This window comes from Pilimelia terevasa (assembly GCF_014647915.1).
GTDB classification, from domain to species: Bacteria; Actinomycetota; Actinomycetes; order Mycobacteriales; family Micromonosporaceae; genus Pilimelia; species Pilimelia terevasa.
This window is the reverse complement of record NZ_BMQC01000004.1, coordinates 219,634-238,542: the sequence shown is the minus strand read 5'-3', so window position 1 is coordinate 238,542 and position 18,909 is coordinate 219,634. Positions and strand designations below refer to the sequence as shown.

19 protein-coding genes are annotated in these 18,909 nt (G+C 75.2%); 7 read left to right on the top strand and 12 right to left on the bottom strand.

What is annotated here, in order from left to right; genetic code table 11:
- Positions 1 to 52 precede the first annotated feature (52 nt).
- Together IEY75_RS08010 and IEY75_RS08005 are read left to right on the top strand one after the other, a co-directional pair.
- A complete protein-coding gene (locus IEY75_RS08010; RefSeq protein ID WP_189113584.1) occupies positions 53 to 1,015 on the top strand; it encodes a carboxypeptidase-like regulatory domain-containing protein in 963 nt (320 codons plus the stop codon).
- Positions 1,016 to 1,107: 92 nt separating this feature from the next.
- Positions 1,108 to 2,340, top strand: coding sequence for a peptidase associated/transthyretin-like domain-containing protein (locus IEY75_RS08005; RefSeq protein ID WP_189113583.1), 1,233 nt, complete (start codon positions 1,108 to 1,110; stop codon positions 2,338 to 2,340).
- Between the two features lie 67 nt (positions 2,341 to 2,407).
- On the opposite strand, the gene IEY75_RS08000 is transcribed toward IEY75_RS08005, so the two are convergent.
- The 4 genes from IEY75_RS08000 to IEY75_RS07990 all read right to left on the bottom strand — a co-directional run bounded on the left by IEY75_RS08000 (position 2,408) and on the right by IEY75_RS07990 (position 5,993).
- Positions 2,408 to 3,325: a hypothetical protein gene (locus IEY75_RS08000; RefSeq protein WP_189113582.1), complete on the bottom strand. Its 918-nt coding sequence runs from the start codon at positions 3,323 to 3,325 to the stop codon at positions 2,408 to 2,410.
- 101 nt (positions 3,326 to 3,426) lie between these two features.
- Entirely contained in the window at positions 3,427 to 3,978 is a 552-nt protein-coding gene (locus IEY75_RS20825) for an FAD-dependent monooxygenase (RefSeq protein WP_229789435.1), read from the bottom strand.
- Entirely contained in the window at positions 3,975 to 4,235 is a 261-nt protein-coding gene (locus IEY75_RS20820; RefSeq protein WP_229789434.1) for a Rossmann-fold NAD(P)-binding domain-containing protein, read from the bottom strand. The genes IEY75_RS20825 and IEY75_RS20820 overlap by 4 nt, the downstream gene beginning before the upstream one ends.
- Before the next feature lie 183 nt (positions 4,236 to 4,418).
- On the bottom strand, positions 4,419 to 5,993 hold the full coding sequence (locus IEY75_RS07990) for an ATP-dependent DNA ligase (RefSeq protein ID WP_189113581.1): 1,575 nt from the start codon (positions 5,991 to 5,993) through the stop codon (positions 4,419 to 4,421).
- Positions 5,994 to 6,523: 530 nt separating this feature from the next.
- On the opposite strand from IEY75_RS07990, the gene IEY75_RS07985 reads away from it, so the two are divergent.
- The gene (locus IEY75_RS07985) at positions 6,524 to 8,494 is read left to right on the top strand and encodes a sensor histidine kinase (RefSeq protein ID WP_189113580.1); all 1,971 of its coding nucleotides are present in this window, start codon (positions 6,524 to 6,526) and stop codon (positions 8,492 to 8,494) included.
- Positions 8,495 to 8,529: 35 nt separating this feature from the next.
- On the opposite strand, the gene IEY75_RS07980 is transcribed toward IEY75_RS07985, so the two are convergent.
- The 5 genes from IEY75_RS07980 to IEY75_RS07960 all read right to left on the bottom strand — a co-directional run bounded on the left by IEY75_RS07980 (position 8,530) and on the right by IEY75_RS07960 (position 12,715).
- Entirely contained in the window at positions 8,530 to 9,339 is an 810-nt protein-coding gene (locus IEY75_RS07980; RefSeq protein WP_189113579.1) for a metal-dependent hydrolase, read from the bottom strand.
- Between the two features lie 138 nt (positions 9,340 to 9,477).
- Entirely contained in the window at positions 9,478 to 10,290 is an 813-nt protein-coding gene (locus IEY75_RS07975; protein WP_229789433.1) for a TrmH family RNA methyltransferase, read from the bottom strand.
- Positions 10,291 to 10,348: 58 nt separating this feature from the next.
- The gene (locus tag IEY75_RS07970) at positions 10,349 to 11,383 is read right to left on the bottom strand and encodes an SPFH domain-containing protein (RefSeq protein WP_189113578.1); all 1,035 of its coding nucleotides are present in this window, start codon (positions 11,381 to 11,383) and stop codon (positions 10,349 to 10,351) included.
- Positions 11,380 to 11,838, bottom strand: coding sequence for an NfeD family protein (locus tag IEY75_RS07965; RefSeq protein WP_189113577.1), 459 nt, complete (start codon positions 11,836 to 11,838; stop codon positions 11,380 to 11,382). The genes IEY75_RS07970 and IEY75_RS07965 overlap by 4 nt, the downstream gene beginning before the upstream one ends.
- Before the next feature lie 67 nt (positions 11,839 to 11,905).
- Entirely contained in the window at positions 11,906 to 12,715 is an 810-nt protein-coding gene (locus tag IEY75_RS07960; protein ID WP_189113576.1) for a DUF3097 domain-containing protein, read from the bottom strand.
- Positions 12,716 to 12,833: 118 nt separating this feature from the next.
- On the opposite strand from IEY75_RS07960, the gene IEY75_RS07955 reads away from it, so the two are divergent.
- Complete coding sequence (locus IEY75_RS07955; RefSeq protein ID WP_189113575.1) at positions 12,834 to 13,616, top strand: Rv1486c family protein; 783 nt, start codon at positions 12,834 to 12,836, stop codon at positions 13,614 to 13,616.
- A gap of 119 nt (positions 13,617 to 13,735) precedes the next feature.
- Here the strand turns inward: IEY75_RS07955 and IEY75_RS07950 are convergent, their stop codons facing one another.
- The 3 genes from IEY75_RS07950 to fabG are packed head-to-tail and all read right to left on the bottom strand — an operon-like array spanning position 13,736 to position 16,295.
- Positions 13,736 to 14,782 carry a ferrochelatase gene (locus IEY75_RS07950; RefSeq protein WP_189113574.1) on the bottom strand — a complete coding sequence of 349 codons (1,047 nt, stop codon included), beginning with the start codon at positions 14,780 to 14,782 and terminating at the stop codon, positions 13,736 to 13,738.
- Positions 14,783 to 14,791: 9 nt separating this feature from the next.
- Entirely contained in the window at positions 14,792 to 15,559 is a 768-nt protein-coding gene (gene fabI, locus IEY75_RS07945; protein WP_189113573.1) for an enoyl-ACP reductase FabI, read from the bottom strand.
- 31 nt (positions 15,560 to 15,590) lie between these two features.
- Complete coding sequence (gene fabG, locus IEY75_RS07940; protein WP_189113572.1) at positions 15,591 to 16,295, bottom strand: 3-oxoacyl-ACP reductase FabG; 705 nt, start codon at positions 16,293 to 16,295, stop codon at positions 15,591 to 15,593.
- 467 nt (positions 16,296 to 16,762) lie between these two features.
- Between fabG and IEY75_RS07935 the strand changes: the two genes are divergently transcribed.
- From IEY75_RS07935 to IEY75_RS07925, 3 genes are read left to right on the top strand one after another with little or no spacing between them, the layout of a single operon-like run.
- Complete coding sequence (locus IEY75_RS07935; RefSeq protein WP_229789432.1) at positions 16,763 to 16,999, top strand: hypothetical protein; 237 nt, start codon at positions 16,763 to 16,765, stop codon at positions 16,997 to 16,999.
- Positions 17,000 to 17,008: 9 nt separating this feature from the next.
- On the top strand, positions 17,009 to 17,518 hold the full coding sequence (locus IEY75_RS07930; RefSeq protein WP_189113571.1) for a PH domain-containing protein: 510 nt from the start codon (positions 17,009 to 17,011) through the stop codon (positions 17,516 to 17,518).
- A complete protein-coding gene (locus IEY75_RS07925) occupies positions 17,515 to 18,813 on the top strand; it encodes a PH domain-containing protein (protein WP_189113570.1) in 1,299 nt (432 codons plus the stop codon). Before IEY75_RS07930 ends, IEY75_RS07925 begins: the two co-directional genes overlap by 4 nt.
- Positions 18,814 to 18,909 lie beyond the last annotated feature (96 nt).

Genomic DNA, 18,909 nt, shown 5'->3' with positions numbered 1-18,909 from the left:
GCGGGAGCCGCGTACGTTGATGCCCATGAGTGTCTACAGGAGAATGACACGAGTGGTGACACTGGCCGCGGTCGTGGCGGCCGCGGCGCTGTGTCTGCCGACCGCGGGTTCTGCCGCCGTCCCGGAGGGGACCGGGGTGATCTCGGGGCGGGTGGTGTTGAGCAACGGAAGTCCGGCCGAGGACATCCCCGTCGTCGTGCACCGTGCCGGCGATCATCGCGTACTGGCGAGTGTCCGTACGGACGGGGACGGCGCATATCGGAATGCCGGCCTGGCGCCCGGCGCGTACGCGGTGGGGGCGCGCCGGCAGTTCCGGGGTGAGGAGGCCATTCAGTGGGCACCGGGCCGGTGGCTGCAGGCCCAGGCCGACACCGTTCTGGTCACTGCCGACACGGTGGTCACGGTCGACCAGCAGTTGTTGGCGCGGCCGGCGACCGCGGCGCTGCGCGGACGGCTTCAGGTCCGAGGCGGTGTACCGCCGAACTTCCTTGAGGTGTCCTGGCACGCCGGACGCACCCCGGTGCGGGCCGACGGCAGCTACCGCATCGAGGGTGCGCTGCCCGGCGACGACCGGATTTCGATCGCGGTGCGCAGAGGTATGGGCTGGGGCCGGTGGTGGGGGCCGGGAGCCGACCACCCGGACGACGGTGAGCGGGTGTCGGTCGACGCCGGCGCCTCCGGTGTGGCGCCGGACCTCGTCGTTGCGGTGGGCACCGTCGCGGGACGCGTCACCGGGCCGGACGGCCGCCCCGCCCAGTCCGTGGAGGTGTCGATGCACCAGCGTGGGAGCCGCGGCCTCACCTACAGCCTGACCGATGCCGACGGCGGATTCAGCTTCGACGCGGTCAAGCCCGGCGAGTACCAGTTCAGTACCTACGCCCGGCTGGGCACGCCCATCCAGTGGTTCCCGCGCAAGAGCAGCCCGGAGGCGGGCGCCCACTACCAGGTGGAAGCGGGAAGGACGCTGACCCTGCACGAACAGCTTCTGCTGCCCACCGAAAGGAACCGGCGATGACGCGGAAACGGGCCCGCCGGGGGTTGGTGACGGCGGCGATTTCGGTGACGATCCTGCCCTGCGCGCCCCTACCGGTTCATGCGTCAGGACGGATGTCCGCGGAACTCAGCGGTGCCATCACCGTGGTCGGCGACGCGGCACCCGATCGCTTCGACGTCCTCGCCTACCCCGTCGACAGCGACAACGCCGTGGCCCGGGGGCAGGTGACCGGCGACGGCCGCTTCACCGTCGCCGGTGTGGCGCCCGGTCGCTACCGGCTCCAGGCGGACACGTGGCGCGGCCGCGGGTTCGGGACACTGTGGTGGCCCGGCACCCACGATCCGGCGCAGGCGACGGTATTCACCGTCGCCGATGACGGGCCGGTTGCCGTGCCGACGATGACGGTGCCGGTCGGCGCGGTCGAGGGCCGTATCACCAGCCAGGGCGGCGAACCGGTGAAACGTGCGCCGGTGTTCCTGGATGCCACGTACGGAAGGCCCGGCTCGGGACCGGCTGACCTGGAGCGGGCGTCCACCGGATCCGACGGCAGGTACCGGTTCGCGACCGTGATCGGCGGCGGCTACAAGGTCGGCACCGGGATGCGCTTCAGCGACGACGAGGACACGGTGGTCACCCAGTGGCTGCCCGGCCGGTGGGTACGGGCCCGGGCCGACACCGTCGCCGTGGAGGCCGGCCAGACCACCGTCGTCGACCAGCGGCAGCTCCCACTTCCCAGGGCCGCGGTGGTGTCGGGGCGGCTGACGGTCACCGGGGGCGCGTCGGCGACCGAGTTCGCCGTCTGGCCAGTGGACCACTACGCGTGGCGGGGGCCGGTCGCCGCGGACGGCAGCTTCGAACTCAGCCCACTTCCGCCAGGGGAGTACCAGTTCTCCGTCAGCAGTGGCAACGCCGCCGCCTGGCTGCCCGGCGGCGGCCTGCACAGGCCGACGGAGTGGCTCACCATCGACGCGGGCGAACACCGCGTCCTCGACCCGCTGCACCTCTCCGTCGGCCGGATCTCGGGCAGACTCACGACCAGGACCGCAGGCGTGCCCCCGTACGGCGCCCACGCGCTGCTGCACCGCGTCGCCCCCGACGGCTCCACCGACCCGGCCGTCCCCCTCACCCGCCAGGCCCGTGTCGCCGACGACGACGGAAACTTCGACTTCGCAGCGGTGGCGCCCGGTCGGTACAAGATCAGTGTGCGTCTGCGCGGGGGTCCGACGGCCAAACCACACCAGTGGGTACCGGGGCGGCGCACACCTACCGACGCCAGAGTCTTCACCGTCGGTATCGGCGACCATCTCATCGTTCCCGACGAGGTGGTACTCCCCCGCAAGCCATAACGAGCCGCGGGGCTGGACCGGCCACCGGCCTCGTCGCCCCCGGACCGGCGACGGTGTCGCGCCTATTTCAGCGCGGGACGTCGGTGACGGCGCCGCAACTGAAGCAGAGCGCGACACCCTCCGGGCTCTTCACCGTACGCGCACCGATAACCATGGACTCCCCGCAGGCGCTACATGGTGCGTACGGACGGCCGGAACGGCCACCGAGGACGTCCGAAACATAGTCGGACTCCGCGAAGCCGGGAAGGTCGTATTCGGTGAAGCAGAAGCGGCACATCAGCGGACTCTTGTCGAACCGGTCCGGCTTGCCGACCACAAAGGCCCACAGCCTGCAATCGGGGCATTCCACCGTCCGTTCAGCGACTACAGCGAGTTCCTCCCCCAGTGCCCGCATACCGTGCTCCACAAGCGACGTGATGCTCCCGAGCTTCGACCGTAGGGCGGCCATGGTTTCCCCGACGTGACGGATCGCGTCTGAATTTTTCTCGCACAGCGCGGGTCGCAGGTACAGGTGAATGAACTGCAGAAGACGCATCGTGACCTCCGCTGCCGTTCTCTCCACGGTGGCGGCGCTGACGTCCCGCCTGAGGTGACCGAAATGAGTGAGAGCGTTTCGCGTGGTCGTCAGTCGCTGGATCGCCTCGTGAAGTTCCGGGTTTCTCACTCCGGCAATTTGTTCAAGTCTCGTGAAGACATCCCTCAGGGTGCAACTGTTGAAGTCACCCTCGTCGAACTTCTCCCGCGTAGCCTCTCCCGGCTTTGCGAACACCAGGCTCCAGTGCTCCTCGACAAGCCGTGCTTTAAGGAGTACCTCCGTCGCCGCCTGAAGGTGGAGGACCGCGTACTTGAGGCTTCCTCTGCCCGGTGGGGTGGCGGCGGCGCCGAGGTAGTCCACGGCGGTGACGAGGTAGTCGAGGCCATTGTGTACAGGAGGAAGGACGAAGGCCCGACGTGCCTCCACGCCCTCGCTGGGCTCGGTTGTCATTGCGCCACTTTCCCCTTCCACTCCAGCTCCTCAGGTTCGACGGGCAGCCGGAAGGTACAACGAGCCGCTGCCGCGCCCCTCGCTGCGGGGTGGCGGTTCGCCTACTGAGCGGGCGGAGTTGACCGAGCGCTCACGGCGGACACGTCGAGGCTGCGGGCGTGCAGCCGGCCGATCTCCTGGTTGGCCTCGACGAACGGGCGCATCCGCCGCTCGTAGGCGCCGAACCCCGCCTGCGGATCCCAGTCGGCGGCGGCCAACTCCGCGGCCAGCAGATGGGCACCGACCAGGGCCAGTCCGGTGCCCTGCCCGGACAGCGGCGACGAGCTGAACGCCGCGTCCCCGAGCAGCCCGACCCGTCCGTCCGACCAGCGTTCCATCACCACCTGGGCGACCTGGTCCAGGTAGAAGTCCGGGGTGTCGTCCAGGTGCGCGAGGATGCGCGGGGTCAACCAGCCCATGTCGTTCATCTGCTCACGCAGCACCCGCTTCTGGGCGGCGACATCGCGGTGGTCGACATCGAGGTCGGCGGCGGGGAGGGAGAACATGACCATCGCCCGCCTCACGTCCCGGAGGGGCCGCAGGCCGGCGGAGCGCCCGGTCCCGGACTCCTGGTAGTCGACCAGCCAGCGGTCCAGCCCGTCGGCCCCGATCACCAGGTCGAAGCGCCGCCGACGAGCGCCACGTCGACCCCGTCGGCGTCCTGGGTGAGCGCGGCGATCCGGTCGCCGAAGAGGTACTCGACACCGTCGCGGGTGCCCTCGTACAGCACCCGGGACAGGTCCCCCCGCAGGATCTCGATCTCCGCGATGTACCCGTCGCCGCCGTGGTCGTCCGCGCGGTAGGTCTCCCGCACGTTCCCGTCCACGTCCACGGTGTGCGCGCCAGCGGTGTCGGTGCGGGCCGCGCGCACGGCCGCGTCCAACCCATCCGCGCGATGACCTCCCTGGCCCACCCCGCGCATCCACGGCCTGCCCACCGGCACGCAGCTCCGGCGCCCGCTCCACCACGGTCACCGCCGCACCCGGCCGACGCAGCTAGTGCGCCAGCGCCGGCCCCGCGATACTCGCCCCCGACACCAACACCCGGCACCCGCTCATGACGCCCCCCGCTCGCCCGCCCGGCCCACTGCCACCCCTGTCGGTGCGACGGACCCGGGTGGGCGCAGTGCCCGGACCTCGTCGATCGTGTCGGCCTCGGCCGCCGTCTTGTCCTCCCGGTACCGCAGCACCCGCGCGAACCGCAGCGCGACACCGCCGGGGTACCGAGTGCTGCGCTGGACCCCGTCGAAGGCGACCTCGACCACCTGCTCCGGCCGGACCCGCACCACGCCCCGCTCCTCGCCCACCGCGAGCGCCGTGAACCGCTCCGTCTGCCAGCGCAGCGTCGCGTCGCTGAGTCCCTTGAAGGTCTTGCCCAGCATCACGAAGCCGCCGGTCGCCGGCTCCCGCGCGCCCAGGTGCAGGTTGGACAGCCAGCCCTGCCGCCGGCCGTGCCCCCGCTCGACGGCCAGGACCACCAGGTCCAGCGTGTGCCGCGGCTTGACCTTCACCCAGGCCCCGCCGCGGCGGCCCACCTCGTAGGGGGCCTGCGGCGACTTCAGGACCACACCCTCGTGCCCGCCGGCCAGCGCCGCGGCGAAGAACCCGGCCGCCTGCCCGGGGCCGGTCACGGTGTCGCGCCCCACCCGCAGCGCGGCCGGGACGAGGTCGGCCAGGGCGGCCCAACGGCCGGCGCCGGGCGTGTCGATCAGGTCGGCGCCGTCGGCGTGCAGCAGGTCGAAGAAGTACGGCACGAGCGGGTCGCCCGCGTCGGCCGGGCCGCTGGTCGCGGCGCGGCCGGCGGTGTCCTGGAACGCCCGCGGGCGGCCGGTGGCGTCGCGCAGCACCGCCTCCCCGTCGAGCACGAGGTCGCCGCCGGGCAGGTCCCGGACGGCGGCGGCCACGCCGGGCAGCCGGGCGGTGACGTCGGCGAGGCTGCGGCTGAACACGGCGACCTCCCGGCCCCGCCGGTGGACCTGGACGCGGACGCCGTCGAGCTTGGTGTCGACGACCGCGGGTACGCCGGTGGCCGCCAGGCCGGCCTCGATGTCCGGTGCGCTGCCGGCCAGCATGGGGGCCAGCGGGCGGCCCACCTCCAGCGCGACCGCCGCGAGCGCGGCCGCCCCGCCGGCCAGCGCGGCCACCGCGACCGCGCGGATGTCCCCGGTGAGCAGCAGCGCCCGCCGGACGGCGGCGGCGGGCACCGCGGCGGCCCGGGCGATCGCGTCGGCGAGGAGGCCGGCCTGGGCGCCCTGGCGGAGTTCGCCGAAGAACAGGCCGGTCAGCAGCCGCTGCTCCGGGGCGGTGGCCGCGGCGTAGAGGGCGGCCAGCCGGGCGCGCCGCAGGCGCTGGGAGCCGGCGCCGGCCACTGCCGCGACGGCGTCGACCGCGGCGTCGACGGCGGCGACCGTCAGCGTGGCGACCTGGGCGGGCGGGGGCAGGTCGCGCAGGCCGGCGCCGCCGACGCCGGTCCGGCGCTGGCGCAGCTCGCCGGCCAGGTAGCCGGCGCCGGCCGCCACCTCGTCGGGGTCGAGGCGGCGCAGGGCGTCGGCGAGCAGGGCGACCTTGTCTCGGCGGCCCCCGACCGCGGCGACGGCGGCGGAGGCGGCCGCGAGGTCGACGAACAGCACTCGCCCATCCTGGCAGTCCCGGGGCCGGGTGCGGGCCGCCGCTCCCCAACTGCTCCCCCGCGCGACCCTCGGGCGTACGGGAGCCCTTCGGCCCCGCAGAGCTGGCCGCCCGCGTCACCGGCACTGCTCCCCGCCGACTGACCGCCCCCGGCGCGCGCCACGGTTCGGCCGGCACCGCGCGGACGCGCCAGGGTCGTCTCCGGTGTCGGAGGCGGATCTGCGCAGGCAGCTCGATGCCGTCGATACCGGGCATCCGCATGTCGCCCACGACGCTGATCACGGGACGTGCGTCGCGGGTGGGACGGCACGGGAAGGGTGCCCGCCGTCGTCCGTTCGGCCGGGCCGGACGAGCCGTGGGGCCCATCCCGCGACACCGGGCCTATCGTTACCGGAATACCCGAGATGTACCGGGAGATGTACGCCGCTGTCCCCCGACCGACCCGACGGTGTCCAGTACGGTGAGTAGCCGGGACCGGTGCGAGCCGGGGCTCGCGGGCGTGGGGACCGCCGCCGACTGATGGTGGGTACGAATGGCTGCTGCCGAGATCTTCCGCTGGGGTTCCGCGGTGATCAACCTCGGCATGCTGACGTACGCGGTCGGCGCCTACGTCCGGCACCGCGACGCGCTGCGCGGCCTGCTCGTCCTGCTCTACGCCACCGGCCTGACCGTCTCCGCGGTGGAGGCGTACGTCCGCCTGTCCGGGCGGCCCAGCGGCTACGGGGTCGCCACGGCCGGCGCCGTGTACCTGTTCCACCCGATCATGACGCTGCTGCTGGCCAGCTTCGTCCACCGGGTGCCGCGGGCGGTGGTCGCCGCCGCCTTCGCCGGGGCGACTCTGTTGACGTTTCCCCTGGTGGCGTACCCCAAGCCGGGCATCCCCGCGGTCGGCCTGGGCTACGTGGTCTTCTTCGTGACCGTGGAGACCGCCGCCGCCCGGATCTTCGCCGCCGAGGCCCGCCGCCGCCGGGGCACCTCCGCGGTGCGGCTGCGCAGCGCGTCCCTGGCGGCGTGGGCGCTCATCCTCGTCCTGCTGCTCGCCGTGCTCGGCGGGATCGCCGGGCTGACCTCCGCGCCCACCAACGACGTGGTGGCCGTGCGGCCCGGCGGCGTGGTGGTGGTGCTGCTGTCGCACTTCCTGCTCGCGGCGTCGGCCGTCGGCTACCTGCTGGCCTTCGCCCCGCCGCGGCTGCTGCGCCAGGTGTGGGAGGCCCGGGCACTACGCACAGTGAGTCGACGCCTGCTGGACGCCCCGCCCACCGAGACGCCGACCGAGGTGTGGCGGCGGTACACCGACGTCGTGCGGGACGTGACCGGCGCCGACGCCGCCGACGTCGTCCTGTGCGGGCCGGAGGGCGGGCTCGTCCGGCCCGGCGACGACCCGCACCACCCGACGCTGCCCGCCGACCTGGTCCGGGCGGACCTGTCCCGGCTGCTGCGGGTGGACTACGCCGTCGCACTGCGGCCGGCCGCCGCCGGGCCGCGGCAGGCAGGAGCCGGCGGCCCGCTGGCCGACTTCTACGCGGGCACCTGGGACGGGGCGTTCCTGACCGCGGTGCCGATCGCCGCCCCCCGGGTCCGCGAGGGCGCGCTCGTCGTCGTGAACCGGCGCCGCGGCCTGTTCGCCGGTGACGACCTGCGGCTGCTGGCCGACCTCGCCGCGCAGGCCGCCGTCCTGGCCGAGCGCGGGGCGGTGGTCCAGCGGCAGCAGCGCCTGACCGACGAGCTGGCCGCCTCCGTGGCGGCGCTGACCCAGGCCAGCCGCGCCAAGACCGACTTCCTGGCGGCGATGAGCCACGAGCTGCGTACCCCCCTGCACGCCATCATCGGCTTCAGCGACCTGCTCGGCGACGACCTGGCCGGCGACCCGGTGCACGCCGAGTGGGTCGGGCACATCCAGCGGGGCGGGTACCACCTGCTCACGCTCATCAACGGCCTGCTGGACCTGGCGAAAGTGGAGTCCGGGCAGGTCGACCTGCGCCGCGCCCCGCTGCGGCTGGACACGGCGATCGTCGAGTTGCTGGCGACGCTGCGCCCGATGCTCGCGCGCAAGAACCTCCAACTCGTCAGCCTGCTGGCCCCGGTCACCGCCTCGGTGGACGCGCTGCGCTTCCGGCAGATCGTCGAGAACCTGCTGTCCAACGCCATCAAGTTCACCGCGGAGGAGGGCCGGATCACGGTCAGCCTGGGCGTCGAGGGCAGGGATGTCACCGTGTCGGTCGCCGACACCGGGGTGGGCATCGCCGCCGAGGACCAGCCGATGATCTTCGAGGCGTTCCAGCAGGTGCGGACGGCGGACAAGCGCGGCGGTACCGGCCTGGGCCTGGCCCTGGGCCGGCGGCTCGCGCAGGCCCACGGCGGCGACCTGCACCTGCAGTCGGCGGTGGGTCTGGGCAGCACGCTCACGCTCAGCCTCCCGGACAGCCTGGTCGCGGGCGACGCTCCGCCCGACGGGGCGGTGCGCCGCCTGCCCCACCCGGGCGACGCCCTGCCCACCACCTGATCCCGCCCGGCGCCCGCGCGCGGGGCCGCCCGCGGTCAGGACAGGACGACCAGGACCCGGTCGACGGCCGCGGGCGCCGCCAGGGCCGTACCGGCCAGCAGCGCCGCCAGGACGAACAGCCCGCGCAGCGCCACCTCCCCCGGGCCGCCCGCCCGGACCGCCACCGAGCGGGGCAGCCCGATCATCCGCCACGTCCGCCCGGCCAGCGGCAGCGGCCACAGAATCGGGATTCCGGCGCTGGTGATGAGGTCGCCCAGCAGGTGCACCAGGCAGCCGACGCCGACGGCGAAGCCAAGTTCGGGGTACGCCCGGGCGCCGGGCAGGGTCACGTAGGCGGCGAGCGCCGCACCGGCGGCCGCCAGCGTCACGCCGAGCCAGCCGACCCGGTCGGCCCACCGGTCGGCCAGGCCCCGCAGCGCCAGTCCGATCATGACGAACAGCACGCCCAGCACCGCCCACTTGCCGTACCGGGTGCACAGCCACGTCGTCCCCCAGCCGACGCCGACGACGAACGGCAGCGTGTGGGTGAAGGTCCGGTGCCCGTTGCGCCGCGACGGGTCCCGCCGCAGCTTGGTCGCGTGGTACACGAACAGGCTCAGCTTCTCCACGATCTCGGCCAGCAGCAGCGTGAAGATGCCGAACGTCCGGGCCACCGTCGCCCCGCCCCGGTTGGCGGTCACCTTGCCCGACATGTCGAGGTCGGGCAGCAGCGCGCCGCCCGCGCAGACGGCCGTGCCGACCGCCAGGGCGGCCGGCGTCTGCGCGTACCCGTAGACGTGGTCGGCGGTCCACGAGCCGACGAGCCAGACGGCCGCCCCCGACAACGCGTGCGACGGGCCCATCATCGGCGCCTCCACTGTCGACCTGGCGGCGCCCCGCGCGCCGCGCGCAGGAACGATGGCAGACCGGCCGGTGTGGATCAACAACCGCCACGCGTCGGTTACCTCACGCGGACCGCGCCGCCCCACGCGCCGGTGGCGCTCTCAGGCGTCCGTCCGGCCGAGTTCCCAGCACGCCACGGCGGCGGCCGCCGCCGCGTTCAGCGAGTCGACCCCGCCACGCATGGGGATCACCACCCGCCGGTGCGCGGCCGCCATCGCCGCGGCGCTCAGGCCGGCGCCCTCGGCGCCGATCAGCAGCGCGGTCCGCGCGCGGTCGGCGGCGGCCAGCCGCTGGATCGGTACGGCGTCGGGGGCCGGGGTCATCGCCAGCAGTGTGAAGCCGGCCGCCCGCACGGCGGCCAGGTCGCCGGGCCACGCATCCAGGACGGCGTACGGCACCGCGAACACCTCGCCCATGCTCACCCGCACCGACCGCCGGTACAGCGGGTCGGCGCAGCGCGGGGACAGCAGCACCCCGTCGACGCCGAGGCCGGCCGCGGCCCGCAGGACGGCGCCGATGTTGGTGTGGCTGTTCAGGTCCTCCAGGATCACCAGGCGGCGGGCGCCGGCCATCAGCGCCGCCGGGGCGGGCAGCGGCCGGCGGTGGAACGAGGCGAGGACGCCGCGGTGTACGTGGAAGCCGGTGATCTCGGCGAGCACCTGCGGCGGCGCCGCGTACAGCGGCGCGCCGGTGCCCGCCAGGTCGGCGACCTGGTCGACCCGCTTGGCGTCGACCAGGAAGGAGCGCGGCCGGTAACCCGCGCGCAGCGCCCGCCGCAGCACCAGCTCGCCCTCGGCGATGAACAGCCCGTGCGGCGGCTCCCACCGGGTCCGCAGCGCCACGTCGGTCAGTTCGCGGTAGTCGGCGACCCGCGGGTCGTCGGCCGTCACGGTGAGCGCCACGCTGTCCTGCACCGCACCAGTGTGCCGCCCCGCGCACCCCGGGTGCGCCCGGGGTGCGCGGCCCCCGGCGCTACCCCGCCGCGTGCGGGGGGCGCGGACCGGAGACCTGCGCCTCGGCGGCGCGGACCTCGGCGTGCACCTGCTGGGCCGCCGCCGCGGCGGCCTCGGCGGCGGCCGCGGCCTCCTCGTTCACCTCGTCGTGGGCCGGCGGCGCCACCGGGGCGTCGCCGACCATGTTGGCCAGGCCGCCCAGCGCGCCGCCGATGCCCTCCAGCGCCTTGGACAGCTCCGCCGGCACGATCCACACCTTGTTGGCCTGGCCGTTGGCGATCTGCGGCAGGGCCTGCAGGTACTGATAGGCCAGCACCTTCTGGCTCGGGTTCGCGGTGTGGATGGCGTCGAACACCGTGCGGATCGCCTTGGCCTGGCCCTCGGCCTGCAGGATCCGGGCCTGCCGGTCGCCGTCGGCGCGCAGGACGGCGGCCTGCTTGTCGCCCTCGGCCGTGAGGATCTGCGACTGCTTCACGCCCTCGGCGTTGAGGATCGCGGCGCGGCGGTCGCGCTCGGCGCGCATCTGCTTCTCCATCGAGTCGCGGATGCTCGGCGGCGGCTCGATCGCCTTCAGCTCCACCCGGGTGACCTTGATGCCCCACCGGCCCGTCGTCTCGTCCAGGACGCCGGACAGGTGCTGGTTGATCTGGTCGCGGCTGGTCAGGGCCCGCTCCAGGTCCAGCGAGCCGATGACGTTGCGCAGGGTGGTGACGGTGAGCTGCTCGATGGCCTGGAGGAAGTGCGCGATCTCGTACGTCGCCCGCACCGGGTCGACCACCTTGAAGTACAGCACCGTGTCGATCGAGACGACGAGGTTGTCGGAGGTGATCACCGGCTGCGGCTCGAAGCTGACGACCTGCTCGCGCATGTCCACCTTGGTCCGCACGGCCTCGATGAAGGGCATCAGCAGGTTCAGCCCCGGGCTCAGGGTGCGCTGGTACCGGCCGAGCCGCTCCACCACGTCCATCCGCTGCTGCGGCACGATCCGCACCGACCGGGCCAGTACGACGATCACGATCAACGCGATCGCCCCGACCACGATGCCAGTAGTCATCGCTCCCCCTCGCCTGCCTCGCTGGTCGCGCCCACCTGGACGGTGGCGCCGTCGACCCCGACCACCCGGACGCGCGTCCCGGGCTCGAACCGCTGGCCGTCGACGGCGGCCCGCGCCGACCACACCTCGCCGTCGAACTTCACCTGGCCGGCGCCGTCGTCCACCGGCGTCAGCACGGTGGCCAGGCTGCCGAGCAGGCTCTCCATGCCGATGGCCGCCGCCCGGTGGGGCACCGCCCGGCGGCGGTGCCGGCGCAGCACCGGCCGGACCGCGACCAGGCAGAGAACCGACACCAGCGCGCAGAGGGTGATCTGCGCCCACAGCGGCGCGCCCAGGCCGGCGGCGATGGCCGCGGCGAAGGCGCCCACGGAGAACATGGCCAGTACCAGTGTCACCGTCAGTACCTCGGCCACCGCCAGCACCACGCCGGCCGCCACCCAGATCAGAACGTCCATGTCACTGATCGTGGCACGGCCGGTCAAGGGACGGGAAGCTAAGCGGTACCTCGAAAAGTGGTGCGGATCACGGTACGGTGACAAAGTCGATCAACCGCTCCACGGCCCCGAGGAGCGGTGTCTCCACGTCGCGGTACGAGTCCACACGGGACAGGATGTGCCGCCACATCGCGGCCGGCTCGGCCACCCCCAGCGCGGCGCACACCCCCTCCTTCCAGGGCTGTCCCGGCGGTACGACGGGCCAGGCGGCGATCCCCAGCCGCCGCGGCTTCACCGCCTGCCAGATGTCGACGTACGGGTGGCCGGTGACCATCACGTGCCGCGAGGACGCCCCGGCCGCGATGCGGCTCTCCTTGCTCCCGTCGACCAGGTGGTCGACCAGCACCCCCAGCCGCGCCCCCGGCCCCGGCCCGAACCCGGCCACCGCCTCGGCCAGCGCGTCGATCCCGTGCAGCGGCTCGACGACGATGCCCTCGACGCGCAGGTCGTCGCCCCAGATCCGTTCGACCAGCGCCGCGTCGTGTACGCCCTCCACCCAGATCCGGCTCGCCCTGGCGACCTGCGCCCGCTGCCCCGCCACCGCGACCGAGCCGGACGCGGTCCGCCGGGCGGCGGCAGCCGGCGGCGGTGCGGGGCGCCGCAGCGTGACCAGTTCACCCTCCAGGCGGAACGCGGCGGGCAGCAGCGGGAAGTGCCGCCGCCGGCCGTGCCGGTCCTCCAGCACCGCGGCGCCGTCGGCCAGGTCGACGACCGCGCCGCAGAAGCCGGAGCCGGCGTCCTCCACCACCAGGCCGGGCGTCGCCTCGACCTCCCGGATCGCCCGCCGCCGACGCCAGTCGCCGGCCAGGACATCCCGCGCGTACCGGTCCGTCGTCATGCCCGCACCCTACCGTCGCGCGCCGCGCCGCCGGCCCGCCGACGGCCCCCGGACGCGCGGGCCACGCGGGCGCGGACGAAGGCAGACAAGTGCAGCGGCGGGACGTACGCTGGCGGTCATGCCGGAAACCGCGGACCCCCCCGAGGTCGTCGGCGAGCGCGCGATCCGCTTCGTCACCTGGGCCCGGGCCTGGCGGGCCGGACTGGCCGCGTACGACGACGTCGCGGACGTGATCGCCGACGGCGAGGAGCACCTGCTGGCCGACTCCCCCGGGACGTGGCGGGACCTGCCGCTGCGCCAGTCGCTGGCCTTCCTGTCCAAAGTGGCGTGCGACGAGATCCGCCTGGTGCTGCCGGTGCCGGGCGACCCGACCGGGCTGCCGGGGCCGGGGCGGTTCACCGACGCCGCCGTCGCCGCCCGCGAGGCGGTGGTGGCCGGCGGGTACGGGCTGGTGCCCTCGGTCCAGACGCACACCTCGGGCTCCGGCGACGAGTTCCACACCGTGGTCTGGCGGGTGTACCAGCTCCCGGCGGCCCCGGCGCCGCCGCCGCTGACCGCGGCGGACGCCGAGGCGGACCTGTCCGCCGCCCTGGCCGAGACCACGACCGCGCTGACCCGGTTGGACGTGGCGCGCTGGCGGCCGGGCCTGGCCAGCGCGCTGGAGCAGTTGCGGCGGCCGGGCAGCGGGCACGACCTGCCGCCGGGCTTCACGCCGCGGTCCCGCCGGCTGTACGCCCGTGCCCGGGTCCTGCACTCGGTGCTGGCGCTGGCGGCGGAGGACGCCCCGGGCGGCGCCGTCAACGCCCACGAGGCCAACCAGCGCGACGCCGCGCTGCGCCCGCTGACCACGGCCTGCCGGCACGCGCTGACCGCCGCCTGCAACGCCCCGCTCGCCTCGTGACCGGCCGCGTCCACGTCATGAGCGGCCGCGCCCACTTCGTTAGCGGTCGCGCCGAGGCCCTCCGGCACGGTCCGGCTCAGCGCGCGGCGGCGGGCGGCGCACCGGCGCGGTCGCGGCGGTCAGGCGCGCGGGGACGTCCGGGCGGGCGGCCGGGCGCGGGGTGACTGGCAGCAGGTCGACGGGCAGGGGTCGGCCAGCGCCAGCGTGCCGAGCCGGCGCGGCGCGGCCGCGGCCAGCCGCTCGGTGACCAGCTCCCGGACCATCGTCACGAACCGCGGGTCGGTGCCGGGGGTGGCCGCGCGGGCGAAGCCGAGGCCGAGGTCGCGGGCCGTGGCCGCCGCCTCGGTGTCGAGGTCCCAGACGACCTCCAGGTGGTCGGAGACGAAGCCGATCGGGCTGACGGCCACCTGCGCCGTCCCCGCCGCCGCCAGCCGCGCCAGGTGCGCGTTGACGTCGGGCTCCAGCCACGGCACCTGCGGCGGGCCGGACCGCGACTGCCAGACCAGGTCGTACGGCAGGTCCGGCGCGGCGGCCGCCGCCACCAGCGCGGCGGTCTCGCGGAGCTGCGTCTCGTACAGGTGCCCGTCCGGCCCGGCCGCGGCGGCGGCCGCCAGCGGCACCGAGTGCGCGGTGAAGACCACGCGGGTGCGGTCGCGGGCGGCCGGGTCCAGCGTGGCCAGCGCCGCGCGCAGCGCGTCGGCGTGCGGCGCGACGAAGCCGGGGTGGTCGGCGTAGTGGCGCACCTTGTCGATCACGGGGGCGCCGGGCCCGACCGCCGCCCGGGCCGCGGCGATGTCCTCGCGGTACTGGCGGCAGGAGGAGTAGCCGCCGTAGGCGCTCGTGACGAAGGCCACCGCCCGCCGCACCCCGGCGTCGCGTAGCTGCGCGACGGTGTCGCGCAGCATCGGCCGCCAGTTGCGGTTGCCCCAGTGGCAGGACAGGTCCACGCCGTGGGCGGCGAAGTCCTCGGCCACGGCCGCCAGCAGGTCCCGGCACTGCGCGTTGATCGGCGAGACGCCGCCGAAGTGCTGGTAGTGCGCGGCCACCTCGGCCAGCCGGGCGTCGGGGACACCGCGGCCCCGGACGACGTTGCGCAGGAACGGCATGACGTCGTCCGGGTGCTCCGGCCCGCCGAACGAGATGAGCAGGAACGCGTCGTAGGCCATCGGTTCAGGCTACGACCCGACGGCGTGGTACCCGCCGTCGACATGCACGATCTCGCCGGTGGTCGCCGGGAACCAGTCCGAGAGCAGGGCGACGCAGGCCCGGGCGGCCGGCTCGATGGCGCTGAGGTCCCAGCCCAGCGGCGCGCGCTGGACCCAGGTGTCCTCGAACTGGCCGAAGCCGGGGATCGACTTGGCGGCCATGGTCCGCAGCGGGCCGGCGGCGACGAGGTTGCTGCGGATGCCGCGGCCGCCCAGGTGCATGGCCAGGTACCGGGACGTCGACTCCAGGCCGGCCTTGGCCACGCCCATCCAGTCGTACACGGGCCAGGCCACCGAGGCGTCGAAGGTCAGGCCGACCACGGCGCCGCCCTCGGCCAGCAGCGGCATCGCCGCCATCACCAGGGACTTGTACGAGTACGTGGAGACGTGCAGCGCGGTGGCCACGTCCTCCCACGGCGCGTCCAGGAAGCCGCCGCCGAGGCAGGTCTGCGGCGCGAAGCCGATCGAGTGCAGCACGCCGTCCAGGCCGTCGACGTGCTCCCGGACCCGGTCGGCCAGCCCGGCGAGCTGGTCGGCGTCGGTCACGTCCAGCTCGATCACCGGCGCCGGGGCGGGCAGCCGCCTGGCGATCCGCTCCACGAGCGACAGCCGGCCGTACCCGGTGAGGATCACCGTGGCGCCCTGCTCCTGGGCGAGCCTGGCGACCGCGAACGCGATCGACTGGTCGGTGAGCACACCGGTGATCAGCAGCCGCTTGCCGGCCAGCAGTCCTGACACTGTCACTCCTCATCGGGGGTACGGGCGGCGGTCAGTGTCCCATGCCGAGGCCGCCGTCGACGGGGACGATCGCGCCGGTGACGTACGCGGCGGCGTCGCTGCCCAGCCACGCGACGACCCCGGCGACCTCGTCGGCCGCGGCGAACCGGCCGGCCGGGATGACCTTGCGATACTCGGCCTTGCGCTCCTCCGCCAGACCGGCGGTCATGTCGGTCTCGACGAAGCCCGGCGCGACGACGTTGGCGGTGATGTTGCGGCCGCCCAGCTCCCGGCTGATCGACCGCGCCATGCCGACCAGGCCCGCCTTGCTGGCCGCGTAGTTGACCTGCCCGGCCTGGCCGTACATCGCGATGACGGAGGAGATGAAGATCATCCGCCCCCAGCGGCCGCGGACCATCTTGGCGCTCGCCCGGCGGGCGCACCGCCAGGCGCCGGTCAGGTTGGTGTCCAGGACGCCGCTGAACTGCTCCTCGGACATCCGCATCAGCAGGGTGTCGTCGGTGACCCCGGCGTTGGCCACGAGGATCTCCACCGGCCCCAGCTCGGCCTCGACGGCGCCGAACGCCGCGTCGACCGAGTCGTTGTCGGTCACGTCGCAGCGGACGCCGAACAGGCCCTCCGGCGCGGCGCCGGAGCGGTGGGTCACCGCGACCCGGTCGCCCTGCGCCGCGAACGCCCGGGCGATGGCCAGGCCGATCCCCCGGTTGCCGCCGGTCACCAGCACCGTGCGCGCCATGCCGCTCCACCTTCCGTCGCGGCCGCCGCCGCGCTCCTCTGCGACCGGGCGCGGGCAGGTCCGGCCGGCCCGGCCAGCCTAGGCGCCGGGCCAGGCCGCCGCGGCGCGGGGTGGCGGCGGTGCGGCGCACCCGGCCGGGCCCGCGCGCCGGGCGGGCGCACCCGGGGTCGGGGCGGGCCGCGCGATCAATCCGAACGGGCTACCCCGCCGGCTGGACAGCCGGACCCCTGGGCTGGGTACGATTCACCCGTCGCCGGGCGGCTTCCCCCGTGGTCGCCCGGCGACCCGCCCACTGCCCGCGCTGCGGGCGACCTCCTCCGACCACGACGCCGGGCGGTCGCGCCGTCGGCGTCGCCGACCCCGCCCGCACCCGGCCGGCCGGTCGCGGTACCGGTCCGCCACGCCGGCCGACGCGCCAGAACGCCGTCCCCGCGGTCGCCGACGATGATCGTCATAGACTCGGCCGCGTGCATGTGGAACCAGCGATCTGTTCGGCGAAGGGCTGCCGCGCCCTCGCGCGCTGGGAACTGCGCTGGAACAACCCGAGGCTGCATGACCCGGGCCGGCGCAAGACCTGGCTCGCCTGCGACCCGCACCGCATCTCCCTCGGCGACTTCCTGACCGCCCGCGGCTTCCTGCGCGAGGTGGCCCCGCACGTCGACAGCGTCCCGCACGCCCCGAGCGGGCCGGCGACCGGCGACTAGGCTCGGCGTGTGACCGACGACGATGCCTTCACCCCGTGGCCGCGGACGCTAGCCTGGCGGCCGGTGTCCCCGCGGCTGGTGTGGGTCCGGCTCATCCGGCTCTGGGCCGCGGCGGCGCTGGGCGTCGCCGCGCTGACCGCCGCCCGGCTGACGCTGCCGGACGGCCTCGTCGCCGGGCTGGCCCACGCGGGCACCTGGGCGGTGCTCGCCGCGGCGGCGGTGCGGTCGTGGTCGACGGTCCGGGCGGTGCGCGCCTGGGGGTACGCCGAGCGGGACCACGACCTGCTCGTCCGGCACGGCCTGCTGATCCGCCGGCTGACCCTCGTGCCGTACGCGCGGATGCAGTTCGTCGACGTCAGCGCCGGCCCGCTGGAGCGGGCCTTCAAGCTGGCCACGGTCACCCTGCACACGGCCTCGGCCGCCAGCGACGCCGTCGTGCCCGGCCTGGCCCCGACCGAGGCCCGCCGGCTGCGGGACCGCCTGGCCGCGCTGGGCGCCGACCCCGCCGCCGGGCTGTGACCGCCGACCGGCCGGCCCGGCACCGGCTGCACCCGCTGAGTCCGCTGCTGCACAGCGCGAAGGCCCTGGCCGTGAGCGTCGCGGCGCTGTCCTGGCAGGGGTACGCGTGGCTCGGCCCGCTGCGCTGGCTGCTGCTGGTGGGCGCGCTCGTCGCCGCGACGGGCGCCTGGGCGGTGGTGAGCTGGTACAACACCGGGTACCGGCTGACCGGCCGGGAGCTGCGCATCGACGACGGTCTGCTGTGGCGGCGCACCCGCGCCATCCCGCTGGAGCGGCTCCAGAGCGTCGAGGTCCGGCGCCCCGCGCTGGCCCAGCTCGCGGGCCTGGCCGAACTGCGGCTGGAGGTGGCCGGCGGGGCGCGGACCGAGGCGCCGCTGGCGTACCTGGGGCTGGCCGACGCGGTCCGGCTGCGCGACGAACTGCTCGCGGCCGGCCGCGCGCCGGCCGCCGACGCCGCCGCCCCGGCGGCCGCCGTGCTGCACACCGTGCGGGACCGGGACCTGGTGGTGGCCCAGTTCCTGACCCCCGAGGTGTGGACCGTCCCGGTCGCCGCGGCCCTCGTGGGCTACCAGGCGGTGATCGCCGGCGACTGGGGACTGCTCGCCCTGGCCAGTACCGCGACCGCCATGCTCGCCGTGTTCACCCAGCCGATCCGCCGCACGCTGCGGCACTGGCGGTTCGCGGTCAGCGACGGCCCGGACGGCCTGGTGGTGGCCCACGGGCTGGTCGAGCACCGGCAGCAGATCGTGCCGGCGGACCGGGTGCAGTCGGTCCGGGCGGTGTGGCCGCTGCTGTGGCGCCGCCGCGGCTGGCTGCGCCTGCACCTGGACATCGCCGGCTACGCCCGGGGGGCCGGCGAGGGCGAGTCGGCGCCGCCGGTGGACACGCTGCTGCCCGTCGGCACCCCCGCCGAGGCCGCGCGCCTGGTCGAGGTGGTGCTGCCGGGCGCGGGCGGGCTCGCCCCGGACGCCGCGCCCCCGCCCCCGCGCGCCGCCTGGCTCGCGCCGCTGGCGCGGCGGCACCTCGGCGTCGCGCTGACGGCGGACGTCGTCGCCGTCCGGTCCGGGGTGCTCACCCGCCGGTTGACGCTGGTGAGCCGGCCGCGGATCCAGAGTGTCCGGGTCACGACCGGGCCGCTGCAGCGGCTGCTCGACCTCGCCACGGTGCATGTGGACACCGCCGCCGGCAGCGTCGCCGTCGTACACCGGGACACGGCGCAGGCGTGGCGGCTGGCCGCCACGCTGGCCGACCGGCCCACCGCCCGGGTGGCGGGCGGCCCCGGCGCCGGCACGTAGGATCCCGCAATGGACGAGCAGCCAGTTCCTGGTTCCTCCGGCCCGACCGGTCCGGGGCCGGCCGACGCCGACCGCCCGGCCGCGGAGGCGCCGCGG